The organism is Leptotrichia rugosa (assembly GCF_041200005.1).
GTDB lineage: Bacteria > Fusobacteriota > Fusobacteriia > Fusobacteriales > Leptotrichiaceae > Leptotrichia > Leptotrichia rugosa.
In genome coordinates this window covers 1074038-1092089 of record NZ_CP165644.1, presented here as the reverse complement: position 1 = coordinate 1092089, position 18052 = coordinate 1074038, and the positions used below count along the sequence as shown (strand labels likewise).

Annotated in this window: 19 protein-coding genes; all 19 read right to left on the bottom strand. The window is 25.8% G+C overall.

The annotated features are described in order from the left end of the window. Positions 1 to 16: 16 nt before the first annotated feature. Positions 17 to 868 (bottom strand): hypothetical protein, encoded by an 852-nt coding sequence (locus AB8B22_RS05350; RefSeq protein ID WP_369710343.1) that lies wholly within the window; start codon positions 866 to 868, stop codon positions 17 to 19. A 25-nt stretch (positions 869 to 893) separates the two neighbouring features. Continuing rightward, entirely contained in the window at positions 894 to 1424 is a 531-nt protein-coding gene (locus AB8B22_RS05345; RefSeq protein WP_369710342.1) for an NAD(P)H-hydrate dehydratase, read from the bottom strand. Positions 1425 to 1431: 7 nt separating this feature from the next. After that, the gene (locus tag AB8B22_RS05340; RefSeq protein ID WP_369710341.1) at positions 1432 to 2421 is read right to left on the bottom strand and encodes an NAD(P)H-hydrate epimerase; all 990 of its coding nucleotides are present in this window, start codon (positions 2419 to 2421) and stop codon (positions 1432 to 1434) included. Between the two features lie 117 nt (positions 2422 to 2538). Continuing rightward, the gene (locus AB8B22_RS05335) at positions 2539 to 3297 is read right to left on the bottom strand and encodes an SDR family NAD(P)-dependent oxidoreductase (RefSeq protein WP_369710340.1); all 759 of its coding nucleotides are present in this window, start codon (positions 3295 to 3297) and stop codon (positions 2539 to 2541) included. 129 nt (positions 3298 to 3426) lie between these two features. Beyond that, on the bottom strand, positions 3427 to 4281 hold the full coding sequence (locus AB8B22_RS05330) for a histidinol-phosphatase (RefSeq protein ID WP_369710339.1): 855 nt from the start codon (positions 4279 to 4281) through the stop codon (positions 3427 to 3429). Positions 4282 to 4400: 119 nt separating this feature from the next. Continuing rightward, positions 4401 to 4895: a hypothetical protein gene (locus AB8B22_RS05325; protein WP_369710338.1), complete on the bottom strand. Its 495-nt coding sequence runs from the start codon at positions 4893 to 4895 to the stop codon at positions 4401 to 4403. Positions 4896 to 4946: 51 nt separating this feature from the next. Then, on the bottom strand, positions 4947 to 5183 hold the full coding sequence (locus AB8B22_RS05320) for a hypothetical protein (RefSeq protein ID WP_369710337.1): 237 nt from the start codon (positions 5181 to 5183) through the stop codon (positions 4947 to 4949). A gap of 288 nt (positions 5184 to 5471) precedes the next feature. Then, positions 5472 to 7052 (bottom strand): AMP-binding protein, encoded by a 1581-nt coding sequence (locus AB8B22_RS05315; RefSeq protein WP_369710336.1) that lies wholly within the window; start codon positions 7050 to 7052, stop codon positions 5472 to 5474. A gap of 76 nt (positions 7053 to 7128) precedes the next feature. Beyond that, positions 7129 to 8142, bottom strand: coding sequence for a GNAT family N-acetyltransferase (locus tag AB8B22_RS05310; protein ID WP_369710335.1), 1014 nt, complete (start codon positions 8140 to 8142; stop codon positions 7129 to 7131). A gap of 38 nt (positions 8143 to 8180) precedes the next feature. Continuing rightward, positions 8181 to 8735 (bottom strand): hypothetical protein, encoded by a 555-nt coding sequence (locus AB8B22_RS05305; RefSeq protein WP_369710334.1) that lies wholly within the window; start codon positions 8733 to 8735, stop codon positions 8181 to 8183. A 32-nt stretch (positions 8736 to 8767) separates the two neighbouring features. Beyond that, positions 8768 to 9529: a diacylglycerol/polyprenol kinase family protein gene (locus AB8B22_RS05300; protein WP_369710333.1), complete on the bottom strand. Its 762-nt coding sequence runs from the start codon at positions 9527 to 9529 to the stop codon at positions 8768 to 8770. After that, positions 9526 to 10665 (bottom strand): DUF3419 family protein, encoded by a 1140-nt coding sequence (locus AB8B22_RS05295; protein ID WP_369710332.1) that lies wholly within the window; start codon positions 10663 to 10665, stop codon positions 9526 to 9528. The genes AB8B22_RS05300 and AB8B22_RS05295 overlap by 4 nt, the downstream gene beginning before the upstream one ends. 7 nt (positions 10666 to 10672) lie before the next feature. After that, positions 10673 to 13381 (bottom strand): PEP/pyruvate-binding domain-containing protein, encoded by a 2709-nt coding sequence (locus AB8B22_RS05290; protein ID WP_369710331.1) that lies wholly within the window; start codon positions 13379 to 13381, stop codon positions 10673 to 10675. A 147-nt stretch (positions 13382 to 13528) separates the two neighbouring features. Then, a complete protein-coding gene (locus tag AB8B22_RS05285; RefSeq protein WP_369710330.1) occupies positions 13529 to 14023 on the bottom strand; it encodes a hypothetical protein in 495 nt (164 codons plus the stop codon). 186 nt (positions 14024 to 14209) lie between these two features. Beyond that, entirely contained in the window at positions 14210 to 15730 is a 1521-nt protein-coding gene (gene gltX / locus AB8B22_RS05280) for a glutamate--tRNA ligase (RefSeq protein ID WP_369710329.1), read from the bottom strand. A 118-nt stretch (positions 15731 to 15848) separates the two neighbouring features. Beyond that, positions 15849 to 16388, bottom strand: a complete 540-nt coding sequence (locus AB8B22_RS05275; RefSeq protein WP_369710328.1) for an ankyrin repeat domain-containing protein — start codon at positions 16386 to 16388, stop codon at positions 15849 to 15851. Between the two features lie 306 nt (positions 16389 to 16694). Beyond that, the gene (locus AB8B22_RS05270; RefSeq protein ID WP_369710327.1) at positions 16695 to 16868 is read right to left on the bottom strand and encodes a hypothetical protein; all 174 of its coding nucleotides are present in this window, start codon (positions 16866 to 16868) and stop codon (positions 16695 to 16697) included. 287 nt (positions 16869 to 17155) lie between these two features. Continuing rightward, positions 17156 to 17308 (bottom strand): hypothetical protein, encoded by a 153-nt coding sequence (locus tag AB8B22_RS05265; protein ID WP_369710326.1) that lies wholly within the window; start codon positions 17306 to 17308, stop codon positions 17156 to 17158. 181 nt (positions 17309 to 17489) lie between these two features. Next, positions 17490 to 17882, bottom strand: a complete 393-nt coding sequence (locus AB8B22_RS05260; protein ID WP_068153983.1) for a hypothetical protein — start codon at positions 17880 to 17882, stop codon at positions 17490 to 17492. Positions 17883 to 18052: the final 170 nt, after the last annotated feature.

Sequence of the window (18052 nt, the reverse complement as noted above, 5' to 3'; positions counted from 1 at the left end):
TTTTCAAGCATTGTTTTTATTTTTTAAAAAATCGGCTATAACTAGCCAAATTAAAATTTTCAATATTATCCATAAATTCATCAAAACTATTTGCAACTTTTGTCAATTCAAATGAAAAAAGTACAATATCATCTGCAAAATAGACACCTTTATCAATTTTATTAAGAAAAAATAAATTTGAAAAAGAGCCGTTATCATCATAATCATTATCCAAATATAAATCATTCCAAACACAAACATAGTTTTGTAAAAAATTGCTTTCATATTGAGCATTCAATAAATTTTCCAAGCTGACAAGTTTGTAAAGCAAGATTTTTTGATAAAATAAATTTTTAGATTTTTCTTTCAGATCTTTCATTTTTTCCCAAGTCGTTCCAGCATACTTCTTGATAGTTTCTCGATATTCTTTAACTTCTTCCAATGAAAATTTTTTCAAAACTTTAGAAATCTCCAGTTTTAATTCATTCATAAAATCTATAACTTTTTTATCCCCTTTATCAATTTTTTCATTAAAAATTTCTCTATATATTTTATCAAATATTTCTTTAAATTTTTTTATTTTTTCAAAATCAATAAAATTATCAAAACTTTTCTCTGAATCTTTTAAACGAATAATTCCAAACAAAGTTAAAAAAATTCTTTCAACAAAACTGTACTCTCCATCATAAAGAAAATCATCAGAAAAATCCATACTCAAAAATGAAGTTTTTACATTGACTTTAAACAAAATAACTTCATATTCTCGCAAGAGTTTTTCATATTTAGTTGGAAACATTTCAAAAAATTTAGAATTAAAATAATCACTCTCACATTCTCGTTTTCTACTATTCTCAAAATCAATAATATTGTAAATATCATTTTTAATCATCAAATTTTTCTCTCCAAATATAAAATCACATTTCAAAAATTTCTTTCATATATTTGGAAATATTTTCAGTAACATGACTCGCATTTACAATATATTGTTTTTTTGTAAGCTCATCTCCAATATATCCGTGCAAAAAAGCTCCAATACAAGCACTTTCAATTAAATTATAATTTTGTGCGACAAGTGAAGTTATAATTCCAGTAAGACAATCTCCCATTCCGCCATTTGCCATGTGCGAGTTTCCTGTGCTATTTACAAAAAGTTTGTTTCCATCGGTGATTATCGTATTTTTTCCTTTTAGAAGTAAAATTACTTTATATTTTTTTGCAAATTCTTTTGCTTTTGTAAATTTATCTAAAAGAATGTCTTCTGATGGTAATCCTGAAAGTCTTGAAAATTCTACAATATGTGGAGTTAGAACCGCACGATTTTCTATTTTTTCAAATAATTTAGGATTTTCTGAAATTAAATTTAGCGCATCCGCATCCAGCACCAAATTTATCGTTTTATTTTTATTATTTTTTTCATAATTTAATAACTTTTCTAAAATTGTCAATGACTTTTCATTTTTGCCAATTCCATATTGCAATCACATCTGAATTTAAAATATTATTTTCTATTTTTTGTAATTCATTTTTAAAATCACTTTTAGAAATTGTTCTTGAGTCATTTATATTTAGAAGCATAACTTCAGATAAAATATTATTTTTTAAAATATTTTCCGATGTCAAAAGAGTCACAAGCCCAGCTCCTGCTCGAACGCAAGAATTTGAAGCTAGGACACTTGCACCAGAAAATTCTTTGCTTCCTGCATAAATTAATACTTTTCCAAAATCCCCCTTATGAGAATTTACATTTCGAACTTTATGCACATTTTTTATATCTAATTTTGTCAAGTAATATTCATTTACAAAATTTTTAAAAAAGTTTTGATTTAATCCAATATTTTTTATTATAATTTTTCCAAAATATTTTGAATTTTTTGTGTTCAAAAAAGCCTTTTTATAAGTTACAAATGAAATTGTTTTATCTGCTTTTATGCAAGTTCCCATAATCTCGCCGTCATCTCCGCTTATGCCTGAAGGAATGTCGATGGAATAAATTTCTTTTTGATTTGAATGCTCATTTACAATTTCTATAATTTTTTTGTAAACTCCTTTAACTTCTGAATTAAGCCCTGTTCCAAAAATCCCTTCGATTATGCACTCACTTTGTAAAATCCAGGTTTTTAATTTTTCTATATTATCTGACATCTTAATTTCAATATTTTTACAAATATCATAATTAATTTTGCAGTCGCAACTTAAATTTTCAAAAGAAACTCCAAATATTTTCACTTTTTTACCTTTTGACCAAAGCTGCCGTGCAATCGCATATCCATCGCCACCGTTATTTCCTTTCCCACAGACAATCAAAAAGTTATCAAGTTCTTCATCAATTTCATTGACAAAATCAATTGCCGCATTTTCCATTAAAACAATACTTGGAATTTTTAAATTATCTATTGCATAGCGATCGATTAATTTAGTCGTTTCATTACTTCCAATTAACATTTTAATATTTTGTTCCTTTCTTTTCTTTATTTTTCTTCTCTTTTTCTCTTTTTTTAGTTTTTAATTAAAAAAAATTTTTATACAATTTCTTTTAAATATAAAAATCATATTCAAAAATTATTTTTTATGAACCATAAATCCCGTAGCTTGTTGTGTTGCCATTATTGTCACATCTGAAATTTGAACATGTTTTGGCTGATTTGCAACATATAATGCCACATTTGCAATATCTTCAGGTTTTAATGCTTCAATTCCCAAATAAACATCTTTTGCCCGTTCTTTATCCCCATGAAATCTAATTTCACTAAAATCAGTTTCCACAATTCCTGGCTGCAATGTACTAACTTTAATATTTTTGTCAATCGTGTCAATTCTAATTCCATCGCTCAAAAATTTTACTGCCGCTTTTGTTGCACAATAAACCGCTGCTCCTGCATAAGCATAAATTCCAGCTGTCGACCCCATATTAATTATATGCCCTTCATTATTTTCAACCATGTTTGGTATAATTTCACGACTCACATACAAAAGACCTTTTACATTAGTATCTATCATTATTTCCATATCTGTAATACTATACTCTTGAAATTTTTCAAGCCCCAAAGCTAATCCCGCATTATTTATCAAAATATCTATTTTAGAAACTTTTCTCAAAATATTTTTTACCGTTTTTGAAACTTTATCATATTTTGTCACATCTAACTCAAAGATATAGACATTTACTCCAAATCTTCTTTCAATATCAGCTTTAATTTCTTCCAACTTTCCAATTCTTCTCGCACACAAAATCAAATCATCGCCATTTTTCCCAAATGCATAAGCAATCGCCTTTCCAATTCCGCTTGACGCTCCTGTTATAAATACATTTCTTGACATTTTTTTCTCCTTCTAAATTAAATTTTTTTATTATTTATAAAAATTTATGTATATTTTATAGTAAAAAAAATTCAATTGATTTTTATAAAAATTATTTTTAAATATCTAATTTTTATTTAAAAACTAAATCTAAATTTCAAAATCTTCAAATTTCCCGTTTTTCATAATCTTAAGACTTTTAAATCCAATTTCTTTTACAAGTTCTACACTTTCTTTAAAATAATAATCAATATTTTCCACAGAATGTGCATCTGAAGAAAGCGTAATCGGAATATTTTTTGATAAAATCTTTTTTAATATGAAAGCACTTGGATACGGAGTTTTTGTCCATCCTCTTGAAATTCCTCCCGTATTTATTTCTACAATTATATCAGTTTTTGAAATTTCACCTAACACTTCGTCAACTTTTTTATTATACCATTCTGAATTTTCATCAAAGTATTTTCCGTCACCATTAAATTTTCTCACCAAATCCAGATGCCCCAAAATATCTGGCTTTTGAGTATGAATCATTTCGATTATATTGTCATAATAAGCACAAATTAAAGATTTTTCATCGTCATTGTCATAATTTTCAATCGCATAAGCCAAAATTTCTGGAGTATTATCAACGCAGTAATATTTATCTTTTACTTTATCTTTTACATAGTGAACTGAACCTATTCTATAATCAAGTCCCAAATTTTTATCCAATTTTGGATTAAATCCAGAATAAAAATCTGCTTCAATTCCAATATAAACTTGAATTTTATCTTTATATTTCTCTTTCAAAATTTTCAGTTCTTCAATATATTTAAGAGTTCCTTCCAAAGACATATTCGGCTCTTTATCAAAATAAACATAAGAATGTCCTGATAATCCAACACTCACAAAATTTTTCTCAATCGCCGCCAAAATATATTCTTCAGCTCTATTCTTCCCATCACAATAAGTTGTGTGCCCGTGCAAGTTTGATGGAAATGATATTTTTTTTTGATTTTTCATCGCTATCAAATCCTTTCTTTCAAAACTTTATTATATTTTATTTTTATTATATCATACTAAAAGTAGTCGTTCAAAATAAAAATAAATTTCTCTATTTAAAAATTTTTTATTTGTATTTTCTATTTCAAAAAATCAAAAAATATAATGTATTGCAGGAATCCCATGCAAAGGTATGAAAACATAATCCATATTCCCGATATATTTTCTACAATTTTTCCTGTTAAATCTTCTTTTATAAATTTCCTTAATTGAAAAATTGATACACAAAATATTGACAATAATAAAATTATTCCTGTAAAAAAATATTTTTTTCCAAAAGCATTATTTAATCCCGCATAATAATTCTCATGTAATCCTAAATAAATAAATATAATTTCTATTGCGAATAAAATTATTAATGTTAGAACCGCCCTCTCTCTTCCTAATATTTTACTGTAAGTTTCGACTCCATATTCTTCTTCTGATGATTTTCTAGTTTTTCTCCCTATTTCTAAAATAATTCCATTTATATAGCTCACGAAAAATAGTGAAAAAATCGCTGACGAATGTGCTTGCCTTTGAACAGAAAAAGAATATTTTTCAGTAGAAATAACGAATAATACAAATAAGAGCATTACAACAATGTGCGATAACGCATATAAAAAATTCTTTTGTAATCCATTCTTTTACAAAAATTCTTTTGTCATCAAAAACATATATCCCCAAATTAATAGCGCAAAAAAGATTAATCTCACATCAATAAGTAAAATTAGTAATACTTGTATTATTACCGTCCCTATTCCTATCTTTTTTAGCTCTTCTAAACTTATAATTCCTCTTGGAACTGGTCTATATGAACGATATTTTGAATCTTCCTCAAAATCTTTAAATTCGTCTAATATTCTTAACTGAAAAAAAAGCAAAACATTATAATAAAAAGCAGAATTACATTATTAAAAATTTCAGCGCTACTAAAAATAAACATTTTAAAATCTTTATTTGAAACTCTACTGAAAAAAAATGCTGATAATGTAAAAACTAAAATAAAAATTCCGTTTTTCACTAATGGAAATCTTTCATCTAGATATATTTTAAAATTTTTAATTTTACTTTTGGATTTTCTTGGTAATTTTTTATCCATAATTTTCACCAGTTTTTACCTTTCATAGATATTTTTAAAATTAAACTCATAATTCCTTAGCTTAAAAAATTTATAATTTTTTTATTAGCTTTTCTAATTTATTGTAGTCTATTTTACTATTGTGCCTTTTATCTAAAGGAATTTTCTTTTCAATCACTTGAGAAATATTAAATTTTTCACACAATTTTTTAATTTCTTTATTTTCCAAGATAGTTCTCGTGTAATTATCTTCTTTTTCTATAATCATATATAGCTCTTCATTATTTTTAGATATTAAAGCACATTTTTTTACTTCTTTGCAAAAAGAAAAAGCTGTTTCAATCGAAAGTGGATAATAAATGCTATTTTTTATCTTCACTCTTCCCTTTGCTCTGCCTAAAAGAAATAATTCGTTATTTTCATTAATATATCCCATATCCCCTGTTTCATGCCATTCTTTATTTGGATCACTTTTCACATTAAGATAGTTTTTTAAGACATTTTCTCCTTTGACAAGTATTTCTCCTGCTGATTTTTTCAATATTTGCTGTATTTTTTCAAAATCACTTTTGGAATATTTCTTTAAATTTTTTTCATTTAGTTTTAAATTCTCTTCCAATTCTAATCTTTCTATTTTCAAATCAATTTGATCAACTTTTTTTCCGACAAATAGCCCAGCTCCATTTTTCATAGACTCTATTTGTTTTTTTGTAATAGTTTCAAAATTAAATATTGAGATTGGTTCTACTTCTGAGGCTCCGTATAATGCACGAACTTTACTTTTTGGAAAAATTTCTAATAAATTATACATCAGCTTTGGAAAGACAGGTGCTCCTCCAGTAAAAACTCTTTGAACGCAATCAAGTTTAATATTATTCTTTTTAGAAAATCTTACAATATTTTCTAAAATTGATGGCGGTAAAATTATGTTCTCAATATTTTTAGATTCTATCTGTTTAACAACACTTTTAACATCAGTTTTTATTGGCTTTCCAAAATTTATATCTGGTATCAAAGTGGTAGTTCCTGTACATATATGCGATAATAAAAACATAGGAAATGAAGAATACGCCTGTGTATTTTCTGAAAACTGAATATTTTTATCCAGAACATTGTGCTGACCTAGCAAAAATCCGTGTGTTCTCATTATTATTTTGGGAAATCCTGTACTTCCGCTTGTAAAACTGATTAATGCTGGTGTATCTTTTGAGATTTCGTAATCATCTGAAATTTCAATTTCGTGATATTTAGAATCTTTCAAAATATTTTTGTAATCAATCTTAATTGGAATTTTTCTAATTTCTTTTAAAAAATTTCCTAAAAATAATACTTTTTTTGAACCGATTATCGCATTTGGAGAAATCATTTCACAACATTTGTTTATATGGTTTATTTTCGCATAAGGGTCAATAAATACAACTTGCATTCCCATTTTTAATATTCCAATTAAAATTATATAAAATTTTAGGCTAATCGGAACAAAAAGAACAACTTTATCTCCTTTAGAAAAATTATTTTTTTTTAAATAATTATAGACAGCTTCCGACTGAGTGTCAATTTGTGAGAAAGTTGCTTCTGTGTTATTTTTTAAGTCAATTATTGCTGTTTTATTGGGAAATTTACTTTTAACTTCCCTTATTTTGTCAATAATTGTCATATTATCTATCTTCATACTATTTTGTCTATTTTGTATAAAAATTATATAGATTTATATAATTTTTCTATACAGCTCCTTTCTTAATTTTTATTTATAATTCCTTTATAAATAATGCGTATTTCCTAAAAGGCTTTGCTACATGTTCTGCCATATTTTTGGAAACATTTGATTTAAAGGTCAAAGCTAAAATAAGTTTATTGTATTTTGACTTTTCAACTTCATCAATTATCGCATCTAATAATATATATCCCAATCCTTTTCCATTAAATTCTGGTATGACTCCTCCTGTTTTAAAAATTATAGTTTCAGTTTTACCTGCTCTTTCTATCTCTAAATAATCAGGAAAGGCGAATGCAAAACCAATTAATCTTTTTTCAAAATATAGAAGTTTGAAAAAATTTGATAAAAATTTTTTTTTATATTTTGAATACATTTTCATAAAAATATTTTTTTCAAGTTTTGTGTATAAAAAATTATTTTTAAATGATTCTGTGGAAATATCATATATTTTACTAAAGAGTTTTTCAAAGTTTTTAGTATCTGCATTTTTTATAGAGATTTTTTTATAAAATGGAAAATTTTTTATTTTCTCTATTTTTTCCTTCAAAGTTTTTCTATTTTCAGTATTTTCCATAATTGAAGAAAAATAATATTTAAATGGAGAAAATCCTATATGTTCTATGAATTTCACTTCTTCATCTTCATTCCACGGTTCCATAAAAAAAGGTTCTCTATCTCCTTTTTCCACAACATATCTATATCTATTCCAAGTAGTGCCATTTAAAGGGCCTATTATTATCTGAAATCCTTCTCCTTTTAAAATTTCAAATAATTTTTTAAAAAGAATATCTATCTTATTCAAATTTTTTTGTAATTGAAAAGTTTTTATATTTCCAATATATAAGGTTTTTTTGCTTTTATAATCTGGTACATCATTCCAAAGGTACATACTTGAAATAATATTTTTGTTTTCATCATAGAATCTGACAATTTCAGAAGGTCTTTCCATCAATATTTTTTCTTTTTCTGATTCTAAAAATTCATCGTTTTCGATAATTTTAAGTATTTCATTCTTTTTTAAGAAATTATATCTTTCTATTTTCAAAATTATCACTCCTTTTTATAAAAATTACTTTATTGATACTAAATATATTCTATTATTAAGAGTAATAGACTGCAAATAAAAACTATTATTGTTGTAAAAAATACTTTTTTTTCTCCACCATGACTATTTTTAAAAAAGTTTTTTGGTATTTTATCAATAAAAATTGTATACAATAGTATTCCTGCAATTAAAAATACAATATTTTCTAAAATTATTTTTAAATCTATAGATTTTAATAAAATCGCATAATTTATTATAAAAAATAGTAATGCCTTTATTATACTGATAAAAATAAGCTTTTTATTTAATTTATTTCCAGTTAATTCTGTCAAATGTGAAGCATTGTATCTTATTATATTTATAATTCCAAAATATAATGAAAAAATATAAATATAAATATTCAAAATTGATTTTCTCTCTAAGAGAATTCCAACAATAATCCAGAAAAATGCCAGGAATCCAATAGTGAGAAGACCTTTTAAAGAATCTTTTTCCTGTCTTTTAACTTTTGGGGTGTAATGGTAATAACTCACATATAGCATTAAAGGTGGTAAAAGAAAAGAAAATCCTCCTAATACAGTAACGACATACATAAAAAAGAGACTTCCAACTTGAGCGGCATTTGTCAGTGTAGTTTTTTTCTGTTAAGGTAAACTATTGTTAACAATCCTAATATTAAAATTAAGCGATTTACCAAATCAACTGTATCTTTCTGAAGGTTTAATCTCAAAAAAAGGTAGACGTACAGCGGAATAAAAAAATTATCTAAGCCGTTCCATGAAATTGCTTCTATAATCATCGTTAAAGTACTAATAAGCAGCGAAATTAATACAATATTCATATTTTTTATGTCACTAAAAAGAAGAAAAAAATTGCTGCATAAAATATATGTTGATAGAAAAAAGATTATTGACCCTTCTAAAGATTTTGTTCCAAAACCTGTATCATATTTATACTTTCCATAAAATTTACCTATCAGCGCTGCAAAAGCATCCGAGAACATTAAAATTACAATTGGTAAACAATACATTATTTTATCATCACTAGAAAATATCCACAAAAAAGCGAGAGTTGATACAAAATACACATCTCCCCATGTTTTCCTGCTTTTTGTTTCAAGGACATCTTTTGCTCCTGTGTTTTTAAGATTTCTCACTATTGCTATAATAGCAAAAAAACATAGCACTAAAATTATTACAGAAATTTTAGTTTTAAATAAAAAGGGAAGTGAAACTCCACAAATTCCTGTTCCTATATGTAAAATCTTTCTATTTAATTCTGAATCAAATTTTTTTGCTTTCTCAAGTTTGTTTAAAATAAAAAAGAAAACGAGAAACATTACTATAATTGCCATAATTAGAAATATTTCATAAGGCATTATTTTCATTTTATCACCCTTTCAATAACAAAATCTGTATAAAAAAATGTTTTATCTCTTTTATGAAGTTCTTGATCTATTTCTTTCAATCTCTTGAATCTCTTTGAAAATTGATTTTTCAACTCTTCCATTTCAGAATTTCTCTTCACAACTAAATTCCAATATGCTAATAAGGCATTATCTGAACAGTTTTTATAAATTATTTCCATTAATTTCGCATAGTTTTCAACAGACATATATTCAAAAATATCGCTTAAATTAAATTTATCTATTTTAAAATCAATTTTTTCTAAATATTCTTCAAGTGTATCACAAACTATTTCCAATTTATTCAAATTAGATTTTATTTTTCCAAAATTTTCTTCAGTTAAAAAATATGGTAATGAATCTAAACGATAATTTTGAGTTAAAAAATAATTTATGTACGGATTTTCGTGTGGATCCAATTCAGTAGAAGCATATTTTATTTGTGATAACATCGTTGTTGCAATATCCTTTTCCACATATTTAAAAAACTCTTTATCTCTTCCAAGTTTTCCAATAACTAAATTTGAAAAGAATATTCTAAAAGTTAATTTCCATCTAAAATTTTCCCATTTTTTATCATAAAATTTTTTTCTTTCTTCCAATGACTTTTTTTCAAAAAACTTATTTATTGTTTTTTTACTATGAATGAATGGCAGAATTTTATGATTAAAAATTCTAAAAAACTTCTCTAATTTCCCTGCATGATTAACTCCTCTTTCAATAATTTCAATATTATAGTCCCAATACTCTTTAGTTTTTTCTTGAAGATTTTTTCTTATTTCTTCATACATTTCTTTTCTAATTTTTTTTGTATTTTTTTTGTTATCTCTTGATATAACTCCAAAAAACAAAATCATTTCTTGATAATCAAATTTTCTTATTATCTCTCTTTTTAATTCCAAAAGATATAATTGTGGAAGACTTAAATCAATCGCAATCACTTTTTTAGGATTTTTGGAAAGCATCGAAAATATATTATCTCCAGCAGAAGCAATTCCAAGACAAATATCATTTTCATTTATATCCAGCGCTTCTAATAATATTTCAGTATCTTCCCAACATTGTGAATATCTTATTATTGAAAAATCAACCTTATTCTCTTTAACTTCACTTTTCATAAAAAAATTACTCCTTTTCCAATTTTGAATCAATTTTTTTTATAATTCCTGTACTACCATCAAATTCTACATAATCTCCTGTTTTTAAAATAGTTGTTGCATTTTGAACTCCAACGATGGCGGGTATATTCATTTCCCTTGAAATAATTGCACTGTGGGAAAGTAAACTTCCCTTTTCCACAATAAGTCCCTTTAATAAAGGAAATACCATTACCCAGCTTGGATCAGTAGATTTTGTTATCACTATATCTCCTTCTTCAACTTCAGTTTCCATAGGATTTAAAACCACTTTTACAATTCCTTTAACAATTCCTTTGCTACAAGCAGTTCCCGTTAGTTCATTAAAATTTTTATTTTTATTTGTTTCCGTTGTCAAATTCTCATAATAAAATTCTTCAGAAATAAACCCTTTAGTCAAAAATCTGTCAGGAAGTGCAGGAATTATTTTATAATGCTCATATTTTCTCTTTCTAATTTTTACTATTTCTTTTAAATTCGTATCAATAGCAGACGCATCAATCAATCCAAAAATTTCATTTATAGTTAAATAAAATATATCTCTCTCATTTTCAATAATATTGCTGTCTTTCATATGAATTCCTATTTGCCTGAATACTTTTCTTATAATTCCGTAAGCTTTCGTTCTTTCATATCTCAAATTTTCTCTTATTTTAATAAATTTTTTAGCATTTGAAATTGATTTTTTCAATATCATTTTTTTTACTATCCCAATTTTAAGATTTTCATAAATTTTTTTTTGCTCCAAAGAAATATCTCTTTTTTCATGTGTATTTTTTTCTTTTTTTAACGCAAGAGAATATAACATTCTAAATAAATATATTGGATTTTCTCGCAAAGTCAGAGATTCCAGTTTTAATTCATGAACTGTTCTATCTCCAAATTTTTCCAAATATTCATTCAGCAATTTATTAAATTCCAAGTTACTTGTAACAATATCAGTTTTATTTTTTATAATATTTTTTATTTCTTCTTGTAATGAAGTATCTTTTTTAATGATTTCACTTAATTTTTCCATGTATTTAGATGGCTCAACACTTATCATATTTTCACCTTTTTGTGCAATAAGTATATTGTGAATTTCTTCAGCATCATTTTTTATAAATTTTTTCATTATTTTTTTTGAAATACCAAACCATATCATGACCAAAAAATCATTTATTAAAGGCGTTTCCCAATTTTTCAAAAATTTATTTTCAAGCAAAATATAGTATTTTTGTAATTCAGTAATATCCATCCTAGATAGATTATATTCTTTTGAACTCAATGTTTGATCTATAATCTGACAAAATCTCTTCGCTTTTTTCTCGATGGAAAACATATTAAAAAAAATTGAGAATCCAGCTCTCGCCTTTTTTAATCCTATGACTTTTTTTTCAAAAAAATTCATATTTTTAGTTGCTTCCAACAAATTTTCTTCTAAATTTATTCCAGAAAGCTTTTGTTTTACTCCCATCATCTGCTCCATAAAACCGCTATTTCTTTTGGAATTAGGCAATAAGAGTAAAAGTTTATACCAATTTATAAGGTTATAATAAACTCTTCCATTTAAAATTCCTAACATATTTGCATAAATCGGCTCATAGCTATCCATTATCTTTTTTGAAATTCCGACAACTTTGGAAAATTGCTTATATACTCCTGCATACGCATTTTTTATAAAACTAAAAGTCAAGGGTAAAGTAATTTCGGGATAACTTTCCACAATATTACTATTATCCCAAATAATAATATTTTCTTCAATTAGATTTTCACTATTCTTTTTCTTTTCAGTTCTGCTCTCAAAAGTTGTAATCGGTCTTGCTTGTAAAATATACAATTTTTTATTTTCAAAAGCCCACTCTATATCTTGTGGAACACCATACACTTTTTCAATATTTATAATATTTTGAACAAGTTCTCGTATCTCCTTTTCATTCAAAACTTCTTTTTCCTCATGAATTTTTTCTCTCTTTATACTTTTTTTCTCAAAATCTAAACTTTGCTTCAATGTTTTTATTTTAATCTCTTTACTCACTAACTCAAGGTTTTTATTCACAATATACAAATCTCCATCTTCATCACCGTCAACGATGCTGGTCCCCAATCCAAAAACACAGGATAACACAACTTCATTTTTATTATTATTAATTGGATTTGCACTAAAAGCTACGCCAGATTTTTCAGAATTTACCATTTCCTGAATAATTACTGCTGGAACATTTATTTCATTATTAATATTACCTTCTTTTCTATATTTCATTACATGATTTGAAAATGAAGAAATCCAAACTTTCTTTATTTTATTCAGCATTTCTTCTTTTTTTATGTATAAAAATGTTTCAAATTGACCTGCAAATGAAAAATTCTCACTATCTTCCTCAATTGATGATGAACGAACTGCGTAATATTTATCATCTTTTAAAAATTTTTGTAATTCTTCGATAAAATTATTTTGAATTGTATGATTTTCTATAATATTCCTTATAATTTCTATATTTTGAGTTTCATTACTTTCAAAAATATCATTCCAATTTTCTACATCAATTTTTTTTCTTATTTCTTTTAAAATTACTTTTTTAAAATATTCATTCGTTATAACCAAAAAATATGGAACATTAAAGCCATTCTTTGTCAATTTCACTAAATTTTCAGCCTTTTTCCCTATTTTCAAATTTTCACTATTATAATTTTGAAAAACATCATAAATATATGACATCTTAACTTCCTTTCTAAATTTATTTTATTATTATTATATCATACAAAATTAAAAAAAACTATTTTAATTCTAAAATTTGCATAAAAAAACTGTAAATGAAAATTAATTCAAATACAGTTTTTTATTTTATAACAAACTTGAAAAAATTTATTCATAATTCTTCAAAATATCTTTTAAGTTTTCAGGAGCGTAGAGATAAACACTTATAAAAGTATGATCTAACATTCTATATATCTCAATTATTTTTTTTGAATTATACAATATTAATGCTCCTTTGTACTCTTTTACATTCAATTTCTCTTTTAAAACTTTACTCGCATTCTTTTTATAATCTTCGATTATTTTCGTATGTTCCTCATCCGTCGTAGATGAATCAAAAACTGCTGAAAATAATTTATTTTCAGAAAAAGCGAAGCTATTTAATTGCCTTTTTATGCCTAATGGATCTTCTATATTTTCATAATAGTAGACAGCATAATTTCCATCATCATGCGAATCTGACAATGGCTCACTTTTTACAATATTTTTCAATTCTTTTGGAGAAATCCCAAAATTGATTTTATTCGTAACTTTTGCATTAACAGTTCCTGCAAAAACAGTCGTTGAAAATAACATCATCATAAATAGTAAGAATTTTTTCATTTTATCACTCCTAATAAATTATTTTGAAAATTGATTCAACATAAGTATACCGCATAAAAAGTAAAAATCCAAATAAAACATAATCTTTTCAATTGTTCTGAAATAAAAAAAGAAATCTAAGATCAATATCTCAAATTCCTTTTTTTATATTCTAAATTTTTCTAATTTTAATAATTTTCCAAAAAACTATTTAATTTTTTCTAAAGTATTTTGCACTCTCTTCAAAGTTCTTTCTTTCCCAATTGCTGCAATTACTGTATATAAATCAGCCCCTCTAGCTTTTCCAGTAACAACTGCTCTAAGCGGCATTAACACAGCTCCAGGTCCTTCTCCAATTTCATCTTGTAATTCATGTAAAACTTGTTTTGCTTCATCTTCTGAAATTTCTTCATTTAAAGCATCAATTTTTTCAATAAACAAATTAATTGCTTTTTTCCCAGTTTCAGTTTCTAGTGAATCTCTCAATTTTTTTACCGATTTTCTAGCTTTGCTATTCATTCCTTCTTCAATAACTGGAAGCTCGAATTCATCTTCAAAATAAATTGAAGAATTCATTGGCAACTCTTTTAATGTATGTGAACCTTCTCTCGTAATTTCCACGATTCTTCTCAGTTTTTTATAATCTTCGTCTGATAAGTTTTCGTCAGCATAATATCCAGCTTTCACAAAATATGGAATCGCTAATTTAGTCAATTCGTCTAAATCTTTCAATCTCATATGATGATTATTTACCCAGCCTAATTTAACCAAGTCAAACACAGGCCCTCCAAGCGAGATTTTATCAAACGAAAAGTTTTCAATCATTTCTTCAATTGTAAAAATTTCTTTATTTTCCCCAAAGCTCCATCCCATTAAAGCCAAGAAATTTAAAAGTCCTTCCTTCAAATAACCTTCTTCTCTGTAATAGTTCAATGAAACTGGATTTTTTCTTTTAGAAATTTTAGTTTTATCCGCATTTCTCAAAAGTGGCATATGATACCATTTAGGCTCATCCCAACCAAACGCTTTGTACAATTGAATATGTTTAGGCGTAGACGAAATCCATTCTTCCGCTCTAATAACATGTGTAATTCCCATCAAATGGTCATCCACGATATTTGCCAAATGATAAGTTGGAAATCCATCAGATTTTAACAATACTTGGTCATCAATTTTACTATTCTCAAATCTAATTTCTCCTCTTAAACCATCATTTACAACAGTTTCCCCTTCATAAGGCATTTTAAGTCTAATAACATAAGGCTCACCAGCCGCTAATTTTGCTTCAACTTCTTCTTTCGACAAGTTTCTACAATGACCATCATATCCAGGTGCTTGTTTCATCGCCACTTGTCTTTCTCTCAATTTTTGCAATCTATCTGGCGTACAGAAACAGTAATACGCTTCGCCTTTTTCCACCAATTTTTCAGCATATTCTTTATATATTTCAAATCTTTCTGATTGCCTATAAGGACCTCTATCCCCGCCAACATCTGGACCTTCATCATAATTAAGCCCAAGCCACTTCATCGCATCAAAAATTTGTTGTTCCGAATCTTCAGAAAATCTCGTTCTATCCGTATCTTCAATTCTCAATAAAAAATCTCCACCATTATGTTTTGCAAATACATAATTAAAAAGACCAATGTAAGCAGTTCCCACATGTGGATCTCCAGTTGGAGATGGTGCTATCCTAACTCTCACTCTTTTGTTATCATTATTTGACATTTTTTTCTTTTTTCTCCTATCTATTTTGTTATTCTTTTTATATTATATAATAAAATGAATTATTGTGCAACAACTATTGTGTAAATTCCAATTATACAACAACGGTTATCTAAAAATTCTAACTATCTTCTTTTAGGTTATATTTTTTTACATAATCTTCCATCATTTTCACTGCTATTGGCCTATTAAACCTTCTTGCAAATTCAATTACTGTTAGTCCCCATTTATCTTTTACTAAAAGAGGAAGTCCTGGTTGAGAAAATATCAGTTGGTATAACGGTAACATTTCTATTTCAGGGGTGCCGATATTAAATAATTCTTTGAAAGAAACCGTTTTCTCTTTCTTATATATTGTTGTTATATCTGCTCCCTTTTCCAATAATGTCTTACACAAAATTGTTGTTTTTACTATATCTTGCCATCCAAGAGAAAATAATGGAAAAAACATACTCATTCCATCTTCTGTTATTATTTTAACATCAGCTCCTTTATTTATTAGAAAATTTGCTATTTTATATCTTTCTTTTGATTTTGTATTACATAATGCTGTGAAAAGTAAACTTCGTCCTGATGGACTTATTTCATTTTGATCTCCTTCTTTAAATATTTTTAAAAATTCTTCATATGTTCCCATATCTGCTGCTGAATAAATTGTCATAGCTTTGTCCTTTCTCTATTTTGTAGGTATTTTCATTTGTTGTTTTTGAATTATATTTTGTATATTATTTATATAATCTGGCTTATATTCTAATAATGGTACTGTTTTGTATTTTTTTCCACACCTTGCTTTAAATCTCTATTTATAAGCAACTTTCACTTTTTCTGTTCAGATTATTAAATATTTCTATAACTATATTTTAACAGAAAAATTTCTTTTTATCCATAACAAAAATCTCCAAATATTATATAGTTATTTTACCATATATTATTTAGAGGTTTACACAAAAATTTTTACACACCCTATTCATATGTAGTATTCCTCTAAAAGGAATAAATTTAACAGATCGTATTTTCCTGAAGGTATTTCTTTATTTCCAAAAAAATTATCAATTTTATTTTTTATTTCTATAATATCTTCTATTTCATTTAAAATATCTTTATTTTCTGGCAAAATATCTTCATAAGGTAAGCTTATCATTATACCATCAACAATTTTTTTATTTCTGCATTTTTCAAAAATATATCAATATTTTTATTATCAAATAAATATCTCCCTGTATATTTATCTTCATCGTATTCAAAGTTTATATTTTTCTTATTTTTTTAAATATTTTTTTATTTTTGGAATTACAGTTTTTATTTCATCACCTATTTTTATGCTATCATCATTTAAATGTATATATTTTACATCAAAATATAATGTTTGATATTCAGGTTTTTCAATATTTTCTGAAAAAATACAGCATATAATGGACTTCTAATCCATCATAAATAAATTTTATATCTATTGATTTTTTTATTAGAAAACTTTATATTTATTTCATTCGGAAATGAAAATACTTTTATTATTTTTTTTAATGATATTCTTGTTATTCCATTTATTCCATAAGTTTCATTTATAAAAGTTTCTGTCATCATCTTTTTTTATTCCCTCCTCCGCTCTTCAGCATGTTCAGGTTTCCGTTCTCATCTCTTGTTGTCAGTATTCTCTTTATTCCGTCTGTCGTCCTCTCCGAGTTCCCTATCAGGTCCCTCAGCTTCATTATATATAAATTTAGACTTCTAGCTAAATTTTGGGTGCAGTATGCTTCAAGTTTATTTAATTTCTCCAAGGTATAAGATCATTTATATAAATTTCAATACTAAGTTTTTTTATTTTATGTGTTAATTCTCCAACTTTTATATTAATTTGTCTTATTTCTTCATTTTTTTCTGAATCTTTTCCGTCTGAAGTAACAGATACAAAATAATAATCTAACAATGGATCAAATTTTCCTAAATTTTGACTCCATTTTCGAAATTCTTCTTCTATATCCTTTTTTACATCTTCACGAAATCTGCTAATTTTTCCGTATACTAAATAGTTAACTATACATAAATAACTTATTAAGGATAAACTATGTGACTCTTTAATATCTTTTCTATTGTTTAAATTTTTTCTTAGTTCTAAAAATTCTTCTATTGCTTTTTTTAATTCTACATATTTTTCCATTTTATATTTCCTTCCTTAATTTTTAACTATTCTGGATATTTCAAGACTTTAATTCCTGGTATTTTCCAAGGCTCTTGTATAAATATTTGTTCGGTTTCCATTCCACCCATTTCCATACCTTGCTTTAAACTTCTATTTATAAACAGATTCCACTTTTTCTGTTCAGACTA